The organism is Blautia sp. AF19-1, assembly GCF_003479155.1.
Classification (GTDB): Bacteria; Bacillota; Clostridia; order Lachnospirales; family Lachnospiraceae; genus Fusicatenibacter; species Fusicatenibacter saccharivorans.
Genome location: NZ_QUGQ01000006.1, coordinates 38,863 through 61,885 on the forward strand (window position 1 = coordinate 38,863; position 23,023 = coordinate 61,885).

Consider the following 23,023-nt stretch of genomic DNA (forward strand, 5'->3'; position numbering starts at 1 on the left):
GAAAATCAGACAGCGGAAATGGTGGTGCCATTTGCGAAAACAGGAGAAGTACAGAATGCAGAGAAAGAACGGCAGAAGGAAAAAAATTGCATATGTTTTGTGCGGCATTCTGGCGGTGGTACTGTTTTCCGGTTGTCAGAGCACAGCGGCAGATGGTACAGATGAAAAAGTTTTCGTATACGGCGACACGACATTCAACGCCGAAAACGACGAGTCCGATGTCAACCCGCACAACGGCTATTCCGGCTGGGCGTGTATCCGCTATGGGATCGGTGAGACGCTGTTTCATTATTCCGATTCTATGGAGATCGAGCCATGGCTGGCAGAAAGCTATGAGCTTGTGGACGATACAACATGGCGGATTACACTGCATGAAGGCATCTCCTTTACAAGTGGGCGCACTCTCGACGCGGAGGCGGTCAAAGAATGTCTCGAGGATCTGATCGCAGTACATGACCGTGCACGCGGGGATCTGAAAATTGAGAGCATCGAGGCAGACGGCCTGATCGTAACGATTCACACCGAACAGCCTGTCCCGGCGCTTCTGAATTATCTGTCTGACCCATATGGATGCATCATTGATATGCAGGCAGGTGTGACGGATGACGGCAATGTCGCCGGAACCGGCCCGTACCGCGCAGTACAGGTGGAGACGGATCAGGGACTGACGCTCGTGAAAAATGACAATTACTGGAACGGAACGCCAAAGCTCGACCGGATTGAAGTAAAAACGATCCGCGACGGCGATACGATGACGATGGCATTACAGTCAGGCGAGCTCGACGCGGCGTACGGCCTGCCGTATTCCAATCTGATCCTGTTCCGCGATGAACCATACACGATTTCTTCGGCGGATACGTCGCGTACCTTCTTCGGACAGTTCAACGGATCATCCGAGGTGCTGCAGGACGACCGCGTGCGCGAGGCAGTCATCGGAGCGATCGACCGGGAGGGCTTTGTGAATACGCTGATGGAAGGAAACGGAAGCGTGGCGGAAGGCCCGTTCCCCTCTTACTTTGCATTCGGCGACAGCAAAGTGCAGGAGGAGTCCTATGATCTTGAGTATTCCAGAGAACTGCTGGCTGAAGCAGGCTGGACTGATGAGGACGGCGACGGCTACGTGGAAAAAGACGGAAAACGCCTGACCATCTGCTGGCTCACGTATCCGAGCCGCCAGGAACTGCCGCTTCTCGCGGAGAGTGCACAGGCATCGCTGAAGAAAATCGGAATCGAAGTACAGATCCAGTGCACGGCAAATCATCTGGAACTGCTGAAAAAAGGAAACTGGGATGTTTATGTCAGCGCATTTGTCAGCGCACCGACGGGCGATCCCGAGTATTTCTTTACAACGCACTGCCTGCAGGATTCCTCCAAGAACCGCGGCGGTTATTACAGTGAGACACTCGAGATGCTGGAGCAGCAGTTAAGCGGCGAGTTTGATACCGAAAAACGAACTGAACTGGCCATCGAGATGACGCAGACGCTGCTGGATGACCACATGTTTTTCTTCGCATCACACCTCAAAATGTCGATGGTATCCGGCGAGGGCGTGACGGGGCTTACGGCGCATCCGTGCGATTATTATGAAATTACAGTCAATTTGGACAAAAACAAATGATTATTTGGCAAAAGAGCAGAAAATGTGGATTTTCTGCTCTTTCTGCGTTATGATAGGAAAAGAACGGCACTGCGACGGTGCCAGAGAAGAGAAAAGGAGAAGTTACGATGCGGAAAGAAGAATTGAGAACATATATTGAAAACCACGAATCCGAAATGATCGAGGATCTGAAAAGCCTGATCCGGATTCCAAGCGAAAAACAGGCGGCAGAGCCAGGCAAACCATTCGGCGCACCGGCGGCAGAAGCACTGGCGCAGGGAATCGAAATTCTGGAAAAATACGGCTTTGCCGTAACCAACTACGACAACTACGCGATTGCAGCTGACTTTAATCAGGAAGAAAAGGGCCTTGATATTCTCGCCCATCTCGATGTCGTACCGGCAGGCGAAGGCTGGCAGGAGACCGATCCATTCACCCCGCTCATCAAAGAAGGAAAAATGTTCGGCCGCGGAACCGCAGACGACAAAGGACCGGCGATCGCAGCTATCTACGCAATGCGCGCTGTCAAAGAACTCGGTTACCCATTAAAGAAAAATGTCCGTCTTGTCCTCGGTTCCGACGAGGAGTGTGGAAGCTCTGACCTCGAATATTATTATAAGAAAGAAGTGGAAGCACCATGCACCTTCTCACCGGATGCCGAATTCCCGGTCATCAACATTGAAAAAGGCGGCATGCGCGGCCACTTCGAAAAAACATCCGATGCCGGAACGACAGGCGTGCGCCTCGTATCCTTACAGGCCGGCACCAAACTGAACGTTGTACCAGGCAAAGCATATGCAGAGCTTGCCGGCATGGCAAAAGAAGACCTGAAAACCTGCGCTGACGAGACTGAGCAGAAGACCGGCGTTTCCTTCGTTCTGGAAGACACCGAAAACGGCAATATAAAAATCACCGCCTGCGGTGCCTTCGCCCACGCATCCACCCCGGAAATGGGTAACAACGCACTGACCGCACTGCTGCAGCTTCTCGCATCCGTTGGAATGGAAGAGAGTGAACTGAAAAACGACATCAGTTTCCTTGCAAAAGTTTACCCGCACGGCGACGGCAAAGGCGCAGGCCTCGGTGTCGCCATGTCAGATGAAGAGTCCGGCGAGCTCACCTTAAGCCTCGACCTTATGAACTACGACGGTAAAACCTTGACCGGTTCCTACGACTGCCGCGCCCCGATCTGCGCGACAAAAGAAAACCTGTACGATACCGCCGGGCAGAACATGAAAAAAGGCGGCTTCTCCATGGAAGGCAGCGGAATGTTCCCACCACACCACGTCCCGGCCGACAGCCCGTTTGTCCAGACCCTGCTGCAGTGCTACACGGATGTCACTGGAAAACCAGGCAAACCATTTGCGATCGGCGGCGGAACGTATGTGCATCATCTGAAAAACGGCGTTGCGTTTGGATGCGCAGACCTTGAAGTCGACAACCGTATGCACGGAGCAGACGAGTTCGTGGAAATCGAATGCCTGAAAGAATGCGTTGTGATCTTCGCGGAGGCGATTCTGCGGATCTGCGGGGAATAAATAATTGAAAAATAAAAGATAAAAAAGATCTTCAGCCAAACCGATAGATTCTGAAAAGAACAAGGTTTGCCTGAAGATTTTTTATGGCTCTGAATTGTTACAAATTTTCTCAGAACCGCAGTTCCCTGCACCGGTTCAGGCATGCAAAGATTTCCTGCCGTCTCGGCCGTGCCAGATCGCCTGGCCTTCCCGGGGCGAGAAGAGAAGCAAGACCTTTTTCATCCATCTGTTTTTCCAGCAGATCCACCACCTGCACCAGTGTTTTCTTACCGTCCATCTTGTGCTCCGCTGCTTCTAAAAGAAGCGCAGCCAGCCCGTTCAGCTGTTCACTGTCCGTGAGCTGTTCCATGGCGCGCAGATCCGTCAGAGATTTGTTGATGAGGATGGATTCCCGTCCCATCACTTTGACTTTCGTGCGGTCACTTCCCGTCAGGCCTTTACCCGGCTGCGGGCAGCGGTGAAAGGCTGGAACGGAAAAAGGGCGTATGGAGGCAGTAAACGGCGGAAATTCCGCGGCTGTGGTTTTTGCGCGATCCGTAATGTCATAAGGAACGTATTCTTTCATCTGAATGACAGTGTCTGCCACATGGAAGTAAGAACCGGAGCTTCCGGCAACGAGAACCGACGAGATGCCGAGCTTCTCATACAGATCCCGCACGCGGCTGATAAACGGTGTGATCGGTTCTTCGCTGTCGGCAACGACGCGCTGCATCAGCTCATCGCGCACCATAAAGTTGGTGGCGGATGTGTCCTCATCAATCAGAAAGAGGCTCGTGCCGGATTCGATGCCCTCGATCACGTTGGCGGCCTGCGAGGTGCTTCCGCTGGCATCTGGAGTCGAAAATGAGGTGGTGTCGCTCTTTCCGGGAAGATCGTGGATGAAGAGGGAGATATCGACATTGCTGATGCTTCTGGAGTCCTCGGAGCGGAGCTTTCCGGCGCTTGCATCGGTGATGACATATTCACGGCCGTCCCCGGCGATGTGGTTGTATACGCCGCGCTCAAGAGCCTGCAGAAGGGTAGATTTTCCGTGGAAGCCTCCGCCTACGATCAGTGTGACACCGAGTGGAATTCCCATGCCGGAAACAGGTCCGCGGTTTGGAAGATCGAGGGTAACGCGCAGGGATTCCGGTGAGGTAAACGGAACGGCGTGCTTCATCGGCAGATCGGAAACACCGGTCTCGCGCGGGAGAATGGAGCCGTCGGCGATGAAGGCAGTAAGCCCTTTTTCTTTTAATGCGGAACGGATCGCCTGCTGATCCTCACAGAGATAGGCGACATTGGCACATGCTTTTGGATCCAGAGCACGGTAGAACAGTGATTTTTCTACGCAGCCGGGAAGAAAGTCGAAAAGAATGCGGATCAGCTCCTGCGAGGCGATGGTGCGGCCGTTAGCCGGAAAGCCGATTTCCATGTTGACGATAAGACTGCCGTCGGAAGGATTCAGAACACAGGCAGTACGCTCCAGAATTTCCTGCCCGCAGCGGCTTATCCCAAGCAGACCACTTTTGCCGGAGCCCTTTGCGCGGAACGAATACGGTGCGATAGCGCGCGCAAACTGGCGCAGCAGGTAATCCTGGAGGGCGACGCGCTTTTCATACGTATCATAGAGTGATGCCGGGAAAGCGGCAGTTCTTCCATTCACATGAACGCTGACGCGCGATGGAGCGGCGAACGGATCGCCCTGCACGTGGTCGATGGAGAGTGTGTAGCGCGGAAACTGATAGGCACCGCGGGTAGATTTATAGGCGGGATAGCTTTTGTGATTGATACTGAATAAAAGCTGTTTCAGGTCATTTGCAGATTGCATGAAAAAAACTCCTTTCAAAATAAAAAGGTGAGGCTGCCGTACAGAGCGTGTCTGAGAAAGGCTTTTCGCAAGCTGCGAGTTCCGGTTTGCGGAAATGATTTTTCAGACACGCGCTGGACGACAGCCTCATCCAAAAAGCTTTAACGTCTGGAAACACTCTGGCGCTTCACCAGTTTGGTTGCCATGCACATTTTCAGACATTCGCGTTTCGGATCGGCCACGCGGTCAAGCAGGCGCTGGACGGCAGTGGCGCCAAGCTCGCGTTTTCTGACCTTCATGGTGGAAAGCGGCGGAACCATCATATCGCACATCGGAACGTCATCAAAGCCGATGATGGAGACATCCTCCGGGATGCGGTAGCCGTTTTCACGCAGTGCACGCATGGCGGCCGCCGCGATGATGTCATTATCGGCAAAGTAAGCATCCGCGATCGGCGCTTTCGACTCGAGAAGGCGCAGCATGTCGCGGTAGCCTTCGTCCGAGGTCGGGGAAACCGGGTGGACATATGGATGTGAGGTGCTGATACCGTTTGCACGGAGCGCTTTGTAGTAGCCGTCGGCGCGTTCGGAGAAGTTGCTGATGTCGAGGCTCGAGTGAAAGTAGCCCACGTTTTTGTGTCCGCACTGAATCAGATAATTCGTGGCGTTGAACGCCCCCTGGATGTTGTTGATCAGAACGCAGTCGTAATCGAGCTCATCGTAATAGCAGTCCACGACAACGATCGGAACAGAAAAATCGCGGAACTTGCGGAAATCGGACGGAGCCATTTCGGTTGCAAGAAGAAGAATGCCCTCACAGTCCACAGCGCGGAGTGCATCGAGCTGGCTGTCAATATCCATGGTCTCATAAAAATAGGAGATATGAAGCGCACAGCCCTGGCGGGTGCATTCGGTGGAGATTCCTTCGGTCAGCTGGGAGAAGAACGGCGTGTCGGCAGCGACCTTTCCGTGCTTCTTATAATTGACCAGCTGAATAATGCGGGAGGAAGCGCCGGAGGATTCATTTTTTTTCGGCGCATAGCCATACTCGGCTGCAGTTTTTAAAACCAGCTCTCTTGTGGCATCACTGATGCCGGGTTTGTTATTGAAAACCATAGAAACCGTGGCAGGCGATACGTTGATCAGCTTTGCCAGTTCTTTCGCAGAAATATTCATAAGATTTCAGCTCCTGTTCGATAAAATCAGCCCGCATGGTGCTTTCGTTTGTTTTGTGCATGCGGGATGTTGAAATTTATTTCAGTATTTATCTGAAAAATATTAAACTTATGCATTGATTTTAATATGAATTAAAAAAGAAGTCAACTTCTGAACTGTAAAAAAAATGAAATATGAAGAAATGCATAAAAACAGCCATTCTTTTTTGTATAAATTACTAAAAAAGATTTAATAAAACTGAATAGATGTTGACAAGTTCAAAAGAATTTAGTAATATAAGAGCCATAAAGAACAGGGAAATTCAAGATATAATTTAGCAGAGTTTAAAGAAAATTAAGTGGAGGAAATGAATATGAAATCAATTAAGATCGGATTTGCACCTACGAGAAGAAGCATTTTCAGTGCCCCGGATGCCGTAAAATACGCCAACCTGACGAGAGAGCGTTTAAAAGAGCTCGGCGTTGAATTTGTCGATATCACAGACATCAATGAGGAGGGTCTGTTTTACGATGAGGCGGACCGTGAGAAAATCCAGGAGAAATTCCGCCGTGAAAACGTAAAGGGAATTTTCTTCCCGCACGGAAACTTCGGAACGGAATATGTCTGTGCAAGACTGGCAAAGGAAATGGGGCTTCCGGTACTCCTCTGGGGACCGCGCGATGAGAGACCGGATGAGAACGGTGTGCGTCTCCGCGACAGCCAGTGCGGCCTGTTTGCAACCGGAAAAGTGCTGCGCCGTTTTGGTGTTCCGTTCACCTATATGACGAACTGCCGTCTGACCGATCCGGAATTTGAGCGCGGCATCAAGGATTTCCTTGCTGTATGTAATGTGGTAGATACCTTCCGCCACACCAGAATCCTTCAGATCGGACCGCGTCCGTTCGATTTCTGGTCCACCATGTGCAATGAGGGCGAGCTGCTGGAAAAATTCAACATTCAGCTTTCCCCGATTCCGCTCCCGGAACTGACTGCGGAGATGAAAAAAGTAAAAGCAGAGGGCAGCGAGGTAGAAAAAGTTGTTGCATACTGCAATACCAATATGTGTGTAAAGATCAAACCGGAAGAACTGGAAAATGTAGCAGCTCTGAAGGTTGCGATGAAGAATCTGGCTGCAAAATATTCCTGCAATGCTATCGCGATCCAGTGCTGGAACGCACTGCAGGGTGAGATTGGCATCATGCCGTGTGCGGCAAACTCTCTGCTGAACGAAGAGGGAATTCCGGTCGTCTGTGAGACCGATATCCATGGCGCCATCACCGCTCTGATGGTAGAGGCTGCCGGCAGAAACGATAAGAGAAGCTTCTTTGCCGACTGGACGGTGCGCCACCCGGACAACGAGAACGGCGAGCTGCTTCAGCACTGCGGACCGTGGCCGATTTCTGTTGCACAGGAAAAACCGACGATCGGTTATCCTCTGGCATTCAGCCATCCGGGCGCTGTAGAGGCACAGGCAAAATTAGGCGAAATGACACTGGCGCGTTTCGACGGAGACAACGGAGAGTACTCCCTGCTGCTTGGAAATGCAAAAGGTGTCGAGGGACCTTACACGAAGGGAACCTACGTATGGGTTGAGGTACAGAACCTGAAACGCCTCGAGGCAAAAATCGTGGAAGGACCATACATCCACCACTGTGTCGGTATCCACGAGAACGTTGTGCCGGTTCTGTATGAAGCATGCAAATACATCGGCATTGCCCCGGATTTATATGATCCGATCGAGGAAGATGTCAAAGCATATTTAAGAGGAGAATGAAAATCATGAGTGAATACAAGGAATTGAGTTGTCTGGCGTATGATCTGCGGAAGAAAGTAGTGGAAATGGTAGTTTCCGGCAAGGGCGGCCACATTGGCGGTGACATGAGTGTCATTGATGTGCTTGTAGCGCTGTATTTTAAAGAGATGAACATCAGCCCTAAGAACATGGACGACCCGGACCGCGACCGTTTTGTAATGAGTAAAGGTCATTCCGTTGAGGCATATTATGCAGTACTTGCGGCAAAGGGGTTCTTCCCGATGGAAGAGGTCATCGAAAAATTCTCCAAATTCGGCAGCCCGTACATCGGCCATCCGAACAATAAACTGCCGGGCATCGAGATGAATTCCGGTTCTCTCGGCCACGGACTTCCGGTCTGCGTGGGAATGGCGCTGGCAGGAAAAATGGATAAAAAAGATTACCGTGTCTACACCGTTATGGGTGACGGCGAGCTGGCAGAAGGCTCTGTCTGGGAGGGCGCAATGTCCGCAGGAAACTACAAGCTGGACAACCTCTGTGCGATCGTAGACCGCAACCGTCTGCAGATCTCCGGAAATACCGAGGATGTCATGAAACAGGACAGCCAGGAGGAGAGATGGGCAGCGTTCGGATGGAATGTTCTTTCCGTACCGGGCAACGATATGGACGCGCTCGTTCATGCGTTTGAGCTGGCGAAACACTGCAAGGGAAAACCGACGGTTATTATTGCAAACACAACGAAGGGCTGTGGTTCTTCCGTGATGGAAAATAAGGCGGAGTGGCATCATAAAGTGCCGACACCGGAGGAAGTAGAACAGATCATGAAGGATCTGGATGAGAGAAAGGAGGCACTGTCATGAATAAGATTCCAAACAGACAGGCCATTTGCGAGGTTTTAATGAAACATGCCGAAACGGATAAAGATATCGTGGTGCTCTGCAGCGATTCTAGGGGAAGTGCTTCCCTGACACCGTTTGCAAATGCGTATCCGGAGCAGTTTGTGGAGATGGGTATTGCGGAGCAGGATCTGGTCAGCGTTTCTGCCGGTCTTGCAAAATGCGGCAAGAAAGCATTTGCGGCATCTCCGGCGTGCTTCCTTTCTACAAGAAGCTATGAGCAGGCAAAGATTGACTGTGCATACTCCAACACCAATGTAAAGCTGATCGGTATCAGCGGCGGTGTGAGCTACGGTGCACTCGGCATGAGCCATCATTCTGCACAGGACATCGCAGCAATGGCAGCTATTCCGAACATGCGCGTTTATCTGCCGAGCGACCGCTTCCAGACAGCAAAACTGGTTGAGGCGCTCCTTACCGATGAAAAACCGGCTTATATCCGAGTGGGAAGAAATGCCGTTGCGGATATTTACAGCGAAGAAAATACCCCGTTTGAGATGGATAGGGCAACGGCTCTCTCGGAAGGCACCGATGTTTTACTGGTAGCCTGCGGTGAGATGGTCCGCCCGGCGCTCGATGCGGCTGCTATGCTGAAAGAAGAGGGAATCAGCGCAGGACTGCTCGATATGTACTGTGTGAAACCGCTGGACAAAGAGGGCCTGGTAGAAGCTGCAAAGAAGGCAAAAGTTGTCATTTCGATCGAAGAGCACGCTCCATTCGGCGGTCTTGGATCGATGGTGAGCCAGGTGGTCGGTGCGGAATGCCCGCGCAAAGTCATTCCTATGTCTCTGCCGGATGCGCCGGTGATTACGGGAACTTCCAAAGAAGTATTTGACTATTATGGATTGAATGCCGAGGGCATTGCAAAAAAAGCGAAAGAATTACTGGCTTAATCAGAAATGGAATCAGCGGTGAATGTGATAGCCCGCAGGGAACTGTAAACTGCCGCAGGTCTGCGTATGCCATGTTCCTGCGTGCCTGGGCGGAAGAAAATCCGGGAACGCAGGAACTTTTTCTATATAACCAGGAACAAATCGTTCTGCGGAAATAATCAGGAATAAATCGTTCTGCGGAAGATGTTGGAATGTGTGGTAATCGCCAAAGATCTTGCCTATAGGGGCAGGGTGAACGCTGCGATAATAAACAATGACGCATTGTATGCTGAAAAACAGGGTGTATTCAGCGTTATTCGAGAAGGGGATCTGGATATTTATAAAATTTTAGGAACGGAGCTGGAAAAATGGAGAAAAGGTATATCATCGGAATTGACCAGAGCACGCAGGGAACGAAAGCGCTGCTCTTTGATGGGGAGGGACATTTACTCCGCCGTACCGACCTGCCGCATCGGCAGATCGTCAATGAAAAGGGATGGGTGTCCCATGATCTGAATGAGATTTACCGAAATACAGTACAGACGGTAAAAACGCTGGTGACAGAGTCCGGTGTTGCACCGGAAACAATCGCCGGAATCGGCATCAGCAATCAGCGTGAGACGACGGCGATCTGGGATAAGGCGACCGGGGAACCACTGGAAGAGGCCATTGTATGGCAGTGCGGACGCGCAAGCGGGATTACGCAGGAGATTGCGGAGCAGGGGCACGCAGAGGAGATCCGCGAGGCGACGGGTCTGCAGCTTTCGGCTTATTTTCCTGCTGCAAAGATGGCGTGGCTGCTTCGAAACGGCGGAGAAGAAAGACAGAAACGTGCTGCAGACGGGGAGCTCTGCCTTGGCACCATCGACAGCTGGCTGGTTTACAAGCTGACGGGAGATCATGCATTTAAGACGGATTTTTCAAATGCGTCGAGAACGCAGTTGTTTAATCTGAAAACACTGGCGTGGGATGAGAAGATCTGCGAGATGTTCGGGATTCCGGCTTGTGCGCTGGCCAGGGTGTGCGATTCCGATGCGGTGTATGGAACCACGACGATGGAAGGATTGTTTTCCGAGCCGGTTCCGATCTGTGGTGTATTAGGCGACTCTCATGCGGCTCTGTTCGGACAGGGCTGTTTAAAACCGGGGATGATCAAGGCAACGTACGGAACGGGTTCTTCGCTGATGATGAACATTGGAGACAAGCCGATTAAAAGCAGTCACGGCGTTGTGACTTCGCTTGCGTGGGGAAGAGGCGGCAAGGTGGACTATGTGCTGGAAGGCAACCTGAACTACACCGGAGCTGTGATTACCTGGCTGAAGGATGACCTGAAGCTGATTTCTTCGGCAAAAGAGACGGAAGGACTGGCAGGGGAGGCAAATCCGGCAGACCGCACGTATCTGGTTCCGGCATTTACCGGGCTTGGCGCGCCGTACTGGGATGAGAAAGCAACGGCATCGATCAGCGGAATTACCCGCACCACAGGAAAAGCTGAGGTGGTAAAAGCGGCACTCGATTGCATTGCCTACCAGATCACCGACCTTGTCCGTGCGATGGAGCAGGATACCGGCATGCGGATCGAGGAACTCCGTGTAGACGGCGGCCCGACACGAAACGGATATCTGATGCAGTTCCAGAGTGATATTACGAATAAACGCGTAAATATTCCGGACGCGGAGGAGCTTTCCGGGATTGGAGCGGCTTATATGGCGGGTATTTCGGCAGGTGTGTATGATCTGGAGAAGCTCGCGGGAAATATGAAACGAAGTGTGTATGAACCGAAGATGGACGATGAAATCCGGGAGAAAAAATATGCCGGATGGAAAGCGGCGGTCGACGGGGTATTAAGTAAATAGGGGACGGACGGTGTAAAAGGCCTCCCGCCCCACAGAGCACAAGTCCCCGGACAGGCACTGTTTCGGAGGGCAAGAGGCTCTGTGCGGCGGGAGATTTTTTGCGCCTGACGGTGGGATGACGAAGGGGGGGACGCGGGCATTACTGTGCACTCGGCAAATACGCGTTTGTGATAAGAAAACGAAGACGCATACGTGCGTGATTGAGAAATTTGAAAAATAAAATAATCTACAAACAAAAAGGAACGATTTGGATAGAACGTTCCTTTTTTGCATATAGAGAATAAATTGTACAGAAATAAAAGGCGCTGTATAAACAGCGCGTAGTGCTGGTAGAATGCGAGAAAACAACAAGAAAAAGAGGATTAAACTTGTAGTTCAATGAAGAAAAGAATAGATGTGGTATAGTATCAAGAAAAGGGGATTTCGCATGAATGAAATTTCAATAGAAGATGTATAGAGCGTGTCTGAAAAATCATTTCCGCAAACTGGGACTCGCAGCTTGCGAAAAGCCTTTTTCAGACACGCTCTAGAGTGTATATTATGCAAAAAAGAGGAGGGACAAGAGTTTGTCCGGTAAAAAACAGGAAGTATGGTAAGATAAGCTGGTAATGGAGAACGTATGCAGATTCGTATGGATGAAAAAGGGAGGATTCTGTTTATGGCTACTTACGTTATTTCTGATATTCACGGTGAGTATGAGAGATTTATGGAGCTGCTGGAAGAAATCGAGTTGAAAGATACAGATACGCTCTATATTCTGGGGGATGTTTTAGACCGGGGTGAGCATCCGATTAAGGTGATATTGAAACTGATGGAAATGCCGAATGCGTTCTGTATCGTGGGGAACCATGAGGTGATGGCGCTGGAATGTCTGCGGTTTCTCTGTCAGGAAATCACAGATCTTGCCATCGAGGAAGTGGATGCTGAACTGCTGGACAACCTGGTTCGCTGGAAGTATAACGGCGGTGATTCTACGATCCGGGAATTCCGGGCGCTGGATCCGGAGATGCGGGAGGAAGTGCTGAATTTTCTGGAGGATTTCAGTCTGTATGAGGAGCTTACAGTGGGAGAAAAACAGTATCTGCTGGTGCATGGAGGGCTGGGTGGATTCACACCGGAAAAGAGGATCGAGGAATATTCCCTGCACGATCTTGTATGGGCCAGACCAGATTATCAGAAGGAATACTTTGCGGATACAAATCTGGTAACAGGACATACACCGACGCAGACGATTCCGGAAAATGATAATCCCGGGTATATTTATAAAAAATATCACCACATCGCCATCGACTGCGGCGCATGCTTCCCGGGAGGGAGGCTGGCGGCAATCTGTCTGGAAACGGGGGAAGAGTTTTACAGTTCGGACAACAACAGGTGAACGATTTTAGACGTTCCATGATGCTAGTATCAGAAGACCGGGATCCGGAACCAGCAGAACAAGCGGGAAGATTTTTGAAACAGGACATGCCAAAACACAAGCAGGAAAGCCGTTTTTGGAAAAAATGAGCGGATTACGAAAGCTTTGAAGATTGCAGGAACAGCATGAAAGTTGTGAAAGAAAAGGAGTAATTTTGGATGCACTATATTATTACAGATATACATAACGACAGCTGGCGGTTCATGAAATTGCTGGAAAAAATGGATCTCAAAGAGGACGATCACCTGTACCTGCTTGGTGATTTGTTTGACCGCTGCAAGGATCATCCAGACCCGGCAGGCGTGTATTTTCAGGTACTGAAGCTGGGGAAAAAATGTACTGTGATCCGCGGCAACCACGATCATTGGCTTGCCAATTACATTTTCCGCTATTACGGAATGGATGAGAGAGACCGCGCCCTCCTGCAGCCGTATCCGTACAATTCCTTCCATCTTTTACAGGAACGCCTGTCGGAAGTTGATTTAAAGCAGCTCGCAGAGCGCATCCTTTCCTGGCCGGTACAGGTGGAAATCGAGGTAGACAGTCAGCCGTATCTGCTTGCCCATGCCTGTACGGCAGAACCGGGGAAATGGAAACTGGACAACTATTATCTGATGGGAGATTTGTGGTACAAGGTTTTTCTTCATGAGGGAGTGCATGGATATATTTCCGTCTGTGGTCATCAGAACATGGGAAATGGATCCATCTGGAAGAATAAAAAAGAAAACGTTTATCTGTGTGACTGCGGCTGCGGTTTCGAGAATGGAAGACTGGGATGCCTTTGCCTGGAAACGAAAGAAACTTTCTATGTATAAACAAACAGAGGAAAAGCGATGAAACGATATATGATGTCTGACATTCACGGATTTCTGGAGGCGTTCGAGGCAGCTCTGAGAAAAACAGACCTTTCGGGGAAAAACCAGCTGATTCTGCTGGGCGATTACATAGATTATGGGCCAGATGGCCGGGCGGTGCTGGAAAAAGTCAGGGCATTGCAGGAAAAATATGGTTCGGAAAAAGTCATTGCCCTGATGGGAAATCATGAAAAAGCACTGCTGGACTGGCTGGAAGAATATGCAGATGTCAACCGGCATATCGGCAGTGTGGAACAATATCGCAGTCGGGAATGGCTGGCATCGGATGCAGATGGAGATTATGAAACACTGCACAGCTTTCTGAAAGAAGAACATTTTCGAGAATTTCTGGAAAAAGAAGCACACCTCTCAGAGGATTCCAGAAATGCAGAAGCAGTACGGCTGATGCTCGAAGATGCGTGGGAACTGATTACCTGGATGTGCCATCTTCCTTATTTTTATGAAACAGAGCGCCAGATTCTGGTGCACGCCGGAATTGCCGAATGGGGCGGTAAAGACTGGCTGTGCGTGACCAGCGAGGAGCTGATGGTGGGGAAAAGAACGGTAAGCCGCGGAGTATTCTATAAGGATGTGATTGCAGGTCACATCTCCACGGCAAAAATCAGTGGAAACAGAATATATGACAGTATCTGGCATGACGGTCAGAGTCATTATTATCTCGACGGAACCACCTGGCGGAGTGGAAAAATTCCGGTGCTGGAATATGACAGTGAAACTGGAAAATACAGAGAAATATGGTGAGACACGTTGTAATGCAGCACAGTAAGATCAAGGCAGGGCAGAAAAAGTGATTTAGTCAAATTAAGCAAGTGGTAAAGTGGATTGCGGATATCCGCTTTGAAAAGATACAGGATCGAAACAGAAGGGAGTACATCAGATGCATTTACCAATCAGTGTGACACAGGATGAATTATTAGAAGTTTTGCTTCAGGTTGCGCCGGTACGGCCGGTCTTTATCTGGGGTGCACCCGGCATCGGAAAATCCGCGTTAGTGGAAAAATTCGCAGACGAAGTCGGCCTGCCGTGCGTGTCGCTCCTCGGAAGCCAGCTCGCGCCGGAGGATATCATTGGCATTCCGCAGATCCGGGGCGAGACATCGGAATTCCTTCCGCCGAAAATGATCGCCAGAAAAGAGCCATATGTCCTGTTCCTGGACGAACTCAACGCCTGTACGCAGGAAGTGCAGAAAGCCTTCTATTCCCTGATCCATGAGCGGCGGATCGGAGAATACCATCTTCCGGAGGGAAGCATTGTGATCGGAGCAGGAAACCGTGCCGAGGACAGCGCGATCGTAAAAACGATGTCGTCCGCCCTTTTAAACCGTATGTTCCATGTGCAGCTGAAAGCGGATGTGGGACAGTGGATCAAGTGGGCGCAGGCAGAAGGACTCCATCCGTGGGTCATTGACTATATCATTCAGCGGCCGGATCACCTCTTTTCCGAACCGCCGAAAACCGAAGAACCGTTTTCCACCCCGCGTTCCTGGAACATGCTGAGCGATGCGTTGAAGGAATACCGGGCCGGGGAGCAGGATATTTCGCAGGAAACATTAAAAATGATGGCGTACGCCTGCCTCTTGGAACAGCATGCGGGGATGTTTCTTGCTTACACAAAAACACTGCGCAACACACATCTCCTGGATGACATTATCGCGCAGAAAGCAAAATGGCCGGACAAGCCGGAAAACCGGGATGTGCTGTATTTTCTCGCACAGTCCTTCCGCGCCAGACTGCTTGCAGAACTGCCGAAAAGCAAACAGGGAATTTCCGGCGGCATGCTTTCCTTTGCGTACCGCGCCAAGGGCATGATCAAAGAACTCGCAGTGATCAATTTTGAAATCGCCCAGATGACCGTCGCAGCTGATGGAGCGGAGGCACTGCCGGACTGGTTTATGATGGAAATCATCCGTGATCTGCCGCGGCTCGTCGGATGAAAAAAGGAAGGAGAAAAGGATGCCATACGTTCGAAGCAGGTATTACCGCGAAGAAGAAAAGCCGGCCGGGTACCGCAGAGTGGAGGCCGGCTTTGGTTTGCTGGAAAAAAATACACTGTTCCATCAACTGGATGGGTACATCACTGCAAAGCCCTCCCATCTGAATGCAAAAGGAAGTCTGGCCTGTGTTACGAAAGATGGAAATATCTACGTCAACATGCGGGCGAACCTGTCGCCGGAACAATGGTGCTATGTGATGGCACACAACCTTCTGCACCTGGCGTTCGGCCACTTTGACAAAGCGAGCATCCCTTCCGACTGCGAATTTGTCCCGGCACTCTGGAACAAAGCCTGTGATATCTACATTACCAGATTCCTTTATGACATCCGCCTCGGCGAGCCGATCTGCGCAGATCCGGCGGAAGCATATCCGATCAAACTGAACAGCGAGCAGAAAATTTATGAATATCTGTTGAAGCACCAGGATAATGGTGCGCAGATCTGCGGGACAAACTCTGAAAAATTAAAGGATATGATCGGGGTAGAACGGCCGATCGTTTATAAAAAGGGAGAAAGAAATGCATATGCTGAAAAATTTTCCTATGCAGTCACTCATTCCATCAAATCTGCACTCTGCGATGCGGGAGGATACGATCTTAAAACGAAAAAGAATACCGTCATTTCCAGAGCAGCAGAATGGTTCCTGTCCCATTATCCGCTGCTCGGAGGTCTTGCAGCTACATTTAAAATTGTGGAGGACATTGAAATGTGCCATCGGTATGAAATCCATATTGCAGCGGTTGACGCAGAGCAGGGAATCATTTATGCCAATCCGTCGTGCGGATTTTCGGAGGAAGAGTGGATTTTTGTTCTCGCGCATGAATATCTCCATGCCGGACTGCAGCACCAGAAACGGTGCAATGGGCGTGACTTCTTTCTGTGGAACATCGCCTGCGACTACGTCATCAACGACTGGCTGCACGAAATGGAGATCGGCAGAATGCCGCCGGATGGGCTGTTGTATGATGAAACACTTCACAACAAATCGGCAGAAAGTATCTATGATCTGATCGTGAAAGAGATCCGAAAGTACAAAAAACGAAACACCTTTCGGGGCTTTGGCAGAGGTGATATGTTTAACGGAAACAGACCGTATTTTACTGGAAGAGAAAATGGGGTCAGCCTGGATGAACTGCTGAAAAACGCACTGCGGGAGGGATTGGATTACCATCAGGAGCACAATCGTGGTTTCCTGCCGGCCGGGCTGGTGCAGGAAATCAGGGCGCTTGCGATGCCGGTCATTCCCTGGGATGCCGCGCTGGCGAAGTGGTTTGACGTACAGTTTCCACCGCTGGAAAAACACCGCACCTATGCGCGGCCGAGCAGACGGCAGGGTGCCACGCCGGATATTCCAAGGTCAGGATATGCGTATTACGAGCAGGATCTGGAGAGCCGGACCTTCGGTGTGGTCGTGGACACGTCCGGTTCCATGAGTGCAAAACAGATCGGTATGGCACTCGGCTCCATCGCCAGCTATGCCGCGGCGAAAGATGTTCCGTTCGTGAGAATCATTTTCTGTGATGCCAAAGCGACGGATGCGGGATATCTGGCACCGGAAGATATTGCCGGCCGGGTAAAAGTCACGGGACGAGGAGGAACCATACTGCAGCCGGGCGTGGATTGTCTGGAACAGGCGAACGATTTTCCAAAGGACGGGCCGATTCTGATTATTACGGACGGGGAGATTGAGAATGACCTGAAGGTAAGACGAGAGCATGCATTTCTGCTTCCGAGAGGAAACCGGCTACCGTTCCGGGCACGGGGAGAAGTGTTTTATTTTCGGGAATAGTGCGGCGTAGTCTGTGTCTCTGCAAGAAACGATAGCAGCGGCAGAGAAAGCGGACAGAATTTGCGGATGATGTTTTGCGATACCTTAGAGAACAGAAACAGAGAACACGAGAGGAGACGCTGAGAATGAGCATTGTCATTACAGGCGATACCCATGGCACCTTTGATATTGGAAAAGTTGTACGCTATTTTAACGAGCACGAAGACGAGTACACCCAGGATGACTATCTGATCATCTGCGGAGATGTCGGCATCTGCGGCTTTTCTGCAGCATACGAAGCGAATACGAGAGCCGTTTTCCGAAGTCTGCCGGTGACGACACTGTTTATCGACGGAAATCATGAGAACTTCGAACAACTGAATTCCTACGCCGTGGAGCAGTGGAACGGCGGAAAGGTGCATATCATTGAGGACAACATGATCCATCTGATGCGCGGACAGATCTTTACGATTGACGGGCTGAAATTCTTTACCTTCGGAGGTGCTTACAGCATCGACAAAATGTCCCGCGCGGAGGGAATTTCGTGGTTCCCGGAAGAAATTCCGTCACGGGAAGAGTACGAAGAAGGATGGAAAAATCTGGAAAAAGAAGATTTCCAGGTGGACTACATACTGACCCACACAGCCCCAAGAGATGTGGCCGCGGCAATGGGGTATGGAGAGTTGTCTGACGATGAGGTGGAACTTCGTCAGTATCTGCAGCGCGTGGCGGATGAGACAGAGTTTCAGAAATGGTATTTCGGGCACTTTCATGAAGATGCGGAAGTGGAAGAGGTGTTTGTGTGTCTGTATGATGAGGTTGTGGAGTTGAGTTAGGACAGGATCTTGTCCTGAAAAAAATAAGAAGCATGGTAAGATAAAATAGAAGCAGAGAACAGCCAGAAAATGCACGTCGAACCATAAAAATCTGCTTTGAAAAAAGAAAAGTTAATTGTGTTCTTCTGACGGGGCGTCCATGTGATCCAGCGCATACTCACACGCCTGAATTACAAAACTGGAAAAGGTAATGTCCTGGTCAGAATCGGAAATTGCCTGTTCGATCTGATCGATCAGGTGAATGGGGAAACGGATGGTTTTGTTTTCCGTTTCCTTGCGGTTGCCTTTTAACTGAAATGCCATATCAAACTCCATTCTGCTGCCGGAGAATATAAGAACGGAGCATGCTTCCGGATCTTATGTGGAAACTACGGGCAGCATAAAACATAACAAAGGTGTTTCAAAAAAAGGTTCGACAAAAAATAAATTTTTCGAATCTGCGAAATCGAAAAATGAAGAAAAAGCTGTTTTGGGGACAGCTTATTTCAGTGCGCTTTTTCTGGCTGTATTCTGATTTTAAAGAGTACTGGAAGCCCAGTCTGTTTTATTGTATTGCATAATAATGATGAAATATGCATTGCAAAATGCATGACAAAATATATTGCAAATAAAGGGAGGATGTATTACACTAAAAGAAATACAACAGAAGAAGGAGGAAAATGAAATGTTCATTGCTCTGCTCAGCTAATGATTGAGATGCAGAGCAAGAAAAGCCGCCTTTCCATTGACGGAAGGCACCAAGGATCCTGAAGACAGCATAAGCGGCAGATATTCAGAGAAAAAGGATCGAAATTTTACATTTACGAGGGAGAAGACGTATGAAAGTGTGGAAGAAATTACAAGTTGTCTTTCTGGCACTGCTTTTATGCACCGGAATGATGACACAGCCTGCTCTTGCAGCATCGCTGCTTCAGGATGGAATAGAAGCAGCCTTGACAACAGACAAAGAAACTTACCAGCAGGGTGAAGAAATCAAAGTTACTTTAACTGTAACCAATACAAATGATACAGCAGTAACGAATCTGTCACTGGAAAATATTTTGCCGGAAAATTTTGTGCTGGCCGAAAATGCGGAGACAACAAAAAAGATGGAATCTCTGCAGGCTGGAGAAACCGTTACGTTGACAACGGTTTGTACGGTAAAAGCATCAGATGATAAGAAGGATGATGAAAATAAGGAAAATCCTTCTGGAGATGACAAAAAGAATCCGACAGATAATGAAAAGCCAGGAAATGGAAACGTAGCAAATGACACGAAGAATCCTGGTACGACAACGGGCAGCAAGGATTCCGGAACGACATTAACAAAAGATCAGGGAACTGGAAACGCAAAGCAAAATGGCCAGTCCTTAAAGGCTGAGAAACTGAAATCTGCACCGAAAATGGGTGACAACACCAAAATTATTGTTTGGGTTGTACTGCTGGTGCTGGCAGGAGCAGCCGTTGTTGTTGCACTGAAGAAAAAAAACAGAAGAAATAAAATGTTGGCGTGGTTTCTGTGCCTGATTATGACGGGAAGCACCGTTGCAGGCGTATTTCCGGAACGGGCAAGAGCAGAAGCACAAAGTGTAAACATAGGAAAGGTCATGGAGCTTTCCAAGAATATTCTTGTGGATCAGACTACCGTGGAGCTGAAAGCAAAAGTTGAATATACCTACGTGAAGTCAGATGATCCATCGGACGATACCAAAACATATACACGCGGTGAGTGGGTGCAGATGCTCGCTGAAAAGGTTGAAATGAACCTGGATACAGATCCGGATTCCTTAAACCATTATTATGCGGATACGGCAGGAAATGCGTATGAAGCAGCAATCGAAATTGCAGAGAAATATGGAATCCTGCCGCCACCGGATATCGAAGATCTGGAGCAGGATATCCCGTTTTTCTATCCAGATGAACCGGCAACACGCGAATTTGCGGCTTATACGGCAGTACATGCAATGGGATTCAATGGAATACATTCGTATGATACGAACAGTTGGACGGATTGGGATAGTATTACATATCAAAATGAAGCAGCAATTGCAGTAGGGAAAGGATTTTTGGAATTAAATACAGAAAACCAGTTCCAGCCGCATGCGTTGCTCTCCAAGAAAGATGTTAAATCGATTTTCTGTGAAATTGATGAAATCAGACAGGAAGACACAACAATTGGTGAAGAGCCGCATGATAATACACAGTACGTAGATGGTGTATTGAAAAAAGAACTGGAAAATATCACAGATTATACAGTTGTAGAGAATGCGGATGGAACCTATACAGTTACACTTCCGAAAACAACCGAGACAGAAAAAATCGGAGAAGGAAGTGTTATGATCCTTCCTGCGAATGAAGTTTATATTTCAGGTATCGCGCTCAAAGCAACTACGGTAACAGAGGATGGCGAGAAACTGATTCTGACATGCATAAAGCCAGAATTATGGGAAGTGGTCAGCAAAATTGATTTTGTCGGAGGCGGTACAGCACTTATCGGAGGAGCTGCCGACACGGATGAATATGGAATTGCAACACAGGCTAATATAGGAGCAGGTGGTGTTATTGATGTTGGCTACGAAAAGAATTTTGAATTTAATATTGGTTCGAATGATGAAGGAAAAGGAAAAATTGATTTTGAAATTCCTGAAATTCTGTGCGTTGTAAATGTTGACGTTGGAGTAAATGGTGTTTCGGTAAATGAACTTAAACTTGCTGTCACGGAAAATGCAAATGAAGATATTACGGCGGAAAAAGAATTTGCTGACAGTGGTCAGGTAGAATTAATGCGTTTTCCAATTACAATAGGGGCTACCGGTTTTACCTTTGATGTTGTACTTTTCTGTTCATACAAAGCAGATGGATCCTTACATATTTCATATAGCGTTGAATCAACACAGGGATTTGAATATAAAGATGGAACATGGAGAGGCATTTTCGATTTTCATCATGGTGTTGATACCCTTGAGGTAAAGGGAAATATGGAAGGCGGTATTGGCATAAAAGGTCTGTTGACTTTGTACAGTGTTTTTGATTTAGCAGGCTATTATGCAGATTTAGGCTTAGGCGTTGAGGCAGAATTTGCATACCATGATTTAGAAAATGGAAGTCTCGCATGCGAGGATATCAAGGTATATCCATACTCAACAAATGGACTCGATACAGATTCCCTGCTTGGAGATGTATTGAAGAAATATTTCGATTTTGATCTGGAATTCAAACCGCTTCAAAATGATGAAAACAACAACTTGAGAATAAAAATGCATAAGGAAAATGGAGTCCGCGTTGAAAAATGTACGTACGCCAGCGGCGGTATCACAGGATATGTTTACTCGGGCAAAACACGTTTGCCGATAGAAAACGCGAGAGTCAGAATTTCCAGAAAAGTCAGAGCAGGCAGCGGCAATGGTGGAAACAGCGTAGCCGGAGGCGGCAGTGGAGGCGGAAGCCATGGAGCCTGGAGCCTTGAAACAGAAGAAAATGAAATTGCTGTTTTTTCAGGAGGAGCTGGAGCCTGGAGAGAGGAAGGAACAGAAACAGAAAGAATTCTCTATACCGATGTGTTTGGCAAGTACAGCACCAAAAATCTGCAGGATGGAACTTATGAAATTACAGTATCCGCAACGTCTTATCAGACGTACAAGGTTGCGGAAGTTCTGGTTCAGAACAGTGAAATCAGATATGTAGAAGATATCTATATGGTGGAGCGCCATGATGATTTTAATACAGGCTCTGTAGAGGGAACGATAACCGATGCAGTCACGGGAGATGGTATTACAGAAACAGCCTACATTGTACGCAAAGGCTGGAACAATCAAACGGGTGATGCTGTGACAGAAGGAGTATTTGAAAATGCAGGCTATACTCTTTCAATGGAAAATGGAAATTATACGCTTGAAATCAGCAAAGAAGGCTATGTGACGAATTACAAAAATATCACAGTAGCGGGAGACCAGATTGAAACAGCAAATATTGTTCTTGTACCGGGAGATGGGGACGGTGAAACCGCAGGAGAATTCCGCATCGTATTAACCTGGGGCGAAGAGCCGTGGGATCTGGATTCTCATCTTGCATGCTACTCGTCGGACAAACCGTATCATATCTGGTTCGGACAGACAGATTTCGAAGGAAATTCTGTTGGAAACTTAGACGTAGATGATACAAGTAGTTATGGTCCGGAAACCATTACAGTACGTAACGTAAAAGCAGACGAAAAGTTCAGCTACTTCGTACACGATTATACCAACAGTTACAGTGAAGTGGCCAATGAAATGTCTCTTTCCGGAGCAAAAGTTCAGGTTTACCTCGAAGGCAAAAACATTGCAACATACACGATTCCGACAAATCAGCCAGGAACCTTATGGCATGTTTTCGATTTCGATGGAGCGACCAAAACCATTAAATCTGTAAACACGCTTGAATATCAGAATGACCCATACACCATCGGCGGAATTGATCAGGAAATGGATGATGTGGATGACACAGAAGAGATTGAAATGTACGCTGGAAAGGTACGAAACAAAAAACAGCCAGAGCAGAAAGTGGTTGTTGAGGAAACTCCATTACCGGAAACAACATCAGAGAGCGTGATTTCAGAGTCGGAAGCAGAAAAACCTGGTGAAGCAGTATCCAAATCAGAATCAGAGCCAGATGATGAAAACGTGGCAGAAGATGAAACGGTAACTCCGTAATACAAAGAAGCT

17 protein-coding genes are annotated in these 23,023 nt (G+C 48.8%); 14 read left to right on the forward strand and 3 right to left on the reverse strand.

Annotated elements, in window-relative coordinates:
* Nucleotides 1-55 precede the first annotated feature (55 nt).
* Together DWX26_RS05390 and DWX26_RS05395 are read left to right on the forward strand one after the other, a co-directional pair.
* A complete protein-coding gene (locus DWX26_RS05390; protein WP_118601008.1) occupies nucleotides 56-1,618 on the forward strand; it encodes an ABC transporter substrate-binding protein in 1,563 nt (520 codons plus the stop codon).
* Between the two features lie 107 nt (nucleotides 1,619-1,725).
* Nucleotides 1,726-3,135 (forward strand): Sapep family Mn(2+)-dependent dipeptidase, encoded by a 1,410-nt coding sequence (locus DWX26_RS05395; protein WP_055228098.1) that lies wholly within the window; start codon nucleotides 1,726-1,728, stop codon nucleotides 3,133-3,135.
* Nucleotides 3,136-3,244: 109 nt separating this feature from the next.
* Here DWX26_RS05395 and DWX26_RS05400 read toward each other — a convergent pair whose 3' ends face one another.
* Entirely contained in the window at nucleotides 3,245-4,945 is a 1,701-nt protein-coding gene (locus DWX26_RS05400; protein ID WP_118601009.1) for an ABC-ATPase domain-containing protein, read from the reverse strand.
* A 140-nt stretch (nucleotides 4,946-5,085) separates the two neighbouring features.
* The gene (locus DWX26_RS05405) at nucleotides 5,086-6,099 is read right to left on the reverse strand and encodes a LacI family DNA-binding transcriptional regulator (RefSeq protein WP_118601010.1); all 1,014 of its coding nucleotides are present in this window, start codon (nucleotides 6,097-6,099) and stop codon (nucleotides 5,086-5,088) included.
* A gap of 352 nt (nucleotides 6,100-6,451) precedes the next feature.
* Between DWX26_RS05405 and DWX26_RS05410 the strand changes: the two genes are divergently transcribed.
* From DWX26_RS05410 to DWX26_RS05455, 11 genes are all read left to right on the forward strand, one after another.
* Nucleotides 6,452-7,852: an L-fucose/L-arabinose isomerase family protein gene (locus DWX26_RS05410; RefSeq protein WP_117814507.1), complete on the forward strand. Its 1,401-nt coding sequence runs from the start codon at nucleotides 6,452-6,454 to the stop codon at nucleotides 7,850-7,852.
* Between the two features lie 5 nt (nucleotides 7,853-7,857).
* Nucleotides 7,858-8,691, forward strand: a complete 834-nt coding sequence (locus DWX26_RS05415; RefSeq protein ID WP_117509781.1) for a transketolase — start codon at nucleotides 7,858-7,860, stop codon at nucleotides 8,689-8,691.
* The gene (locus DWX26_RS05420) at nucleotides 8,688-9,620 is read left to right on the forward strand and encodes a transketolase family protein (RefSeq protein ID WP_118594827.1); all 933 of its coding nucleotides are present in this window, start codon (nucleotides 8,688-8,690) and stop codon (nucleotides 9,618-9,620) included. The genes DWX26_RS05415 and DWX26_RS05420 overlap by 4 nt, the downstream gene beginning before the upstream one ends.
* Before the next feature lie 347 nt (nucleotides 9,621-9,967).
* Nucleotides 9,968-11,455: an FGGY-family carbohydrate kinase gene (locus DWX26_RS05425; protein WP_118601011.1), complete on the forward strand. Its 1,488-nt coding sequence runs from the start codon at nucleotides 9,968-9,970 to the stop codon at nucleotides 11,453-11,455.
* Nucleotides 11,456-11,929: 474 nt separating this feature from the next.
* Nucleotides 11,930-12,064 (forward strand): DUF6783 domain-containing protein, encoded by a 135-nt coding sequence (locus tag DWX26_RS17850; RefSeq protein WP_442857766.1) that lies wholly within the window; start codon nucleotides 11,930-11,932, stop codon nucleotides 12,062-12,064.
* Between the two features lie 49 nt (nucleotides 12,065-12,113).
* Nucleotides 12,114-12,833 (forward strand): metallophosphoesterase, encoded by a 720-nt coding sequence (locus DWX26_RS05430; protein WP_118601062.1) that lies wholly within the window; start codon nucleotides 12,114-12,116, stop codon nucleotides 12,831-12,833.
* Between the two features lie 197 nt (nucleotides 12,834-13,030).
* Nucleotides 13,031-13,687: a metallophosphoesterase gene (locus tag DWX26_RS05435; RefSeq protein WP_118601012.1), complete on the forward strand. Its 657-nt coding sequence runs from the start codon at nucleotides 13,031-13,033 to the stop codon at nucleotides 13,685-13,687.
* An 18-nt stretch (nucleotides 13,688-13,705) separates the two neighbouring features.
* Nucleotides 13,706-14,488: a metallophosphoesterase gene (locus DWX26_RS05440; RefSeq protein WP_118601013.1), complete on the forward strand. Its 783-nt coding sequence runs from the start codon at nucleotides 13,706-13,708 to the stop codon at nucleotides 14,486-14,488.
* 136 nt (nucleotides 14,489-14,624) lie between these two features.
* Nucleotides 14,625-15,680, forward strand: coding sequence for an AAA family ATPase (locus DWX26_RS05445; RefSeq protein WP_118601014.1), 1,056 nt, complete (start codon nucleotides 14,625-14,627; stop codon nucleotides 15,678-15,680).
* A 19-nt stretch (nucleotides 15,681-15,699) separates the two neighbouring features.
* On the forward strand, nucleotides 15,700-17,529 hold the full coding sequence (locus tag DWX26_RS05450) for a vWA domain-containing protein (protein ID WP_118601015.1): 1,830 nt from the start codon (nucleotides 15,700-15,702) through the stop codon (nucleotides 17,527-17,529).
* 125 nt (nucleotides 17,530-17,654) lie between these two features.
* On the forward strand, nucleotides 17,655-18,344 hold the full coding sequence (locus DWX26_RS05455; protein WP_118601016.1) for a metallophosphoesterase family protein: 690 nt from the start codon (nucleotides 17,655-17,657) through the stop codon (nucleotides 18,342-18,344).
* Nucleotides 18,345-18,455: 111 nt separating this feature from the next.
* Here DWX26_RS05455 and DWX26_RS05460 read toward each other — a convergent pair whose 3' ends face one another.
* Nucleotides 18,456-18,647, reverse strand: a complete 192-nt coding sequence (locus DWX26_RS05460; protein ID WP_055220177.1) for a YlcI/YnfO family protein — start codon at nucleotides 18,645-18,647, stop codon at nucleotides 18,456-18,458.
* Nucleotides 18,648-19,162: 515 nt separating this feature from the next.
* On the opposite strand from DWX26_RS05460, the gene DWX26_RS05465 reads away from it, so the two are divergent.
* The gene (locus tag DWX26_RS05465) at nucleotides 19,163-23,011 is read left to right on the forward strand and encodes a PEGA domain-containing protein (RefSeq protein WP_118601017.1); all 3,849 of its coding nucleotides are present in this window, start codon (nucleotides 19,163-19,165) and stop codon (nucleotides 23,009-23,011) included.
* Nucleotides 23,012-23,023 lie beyond the last annotated feature (12 nt).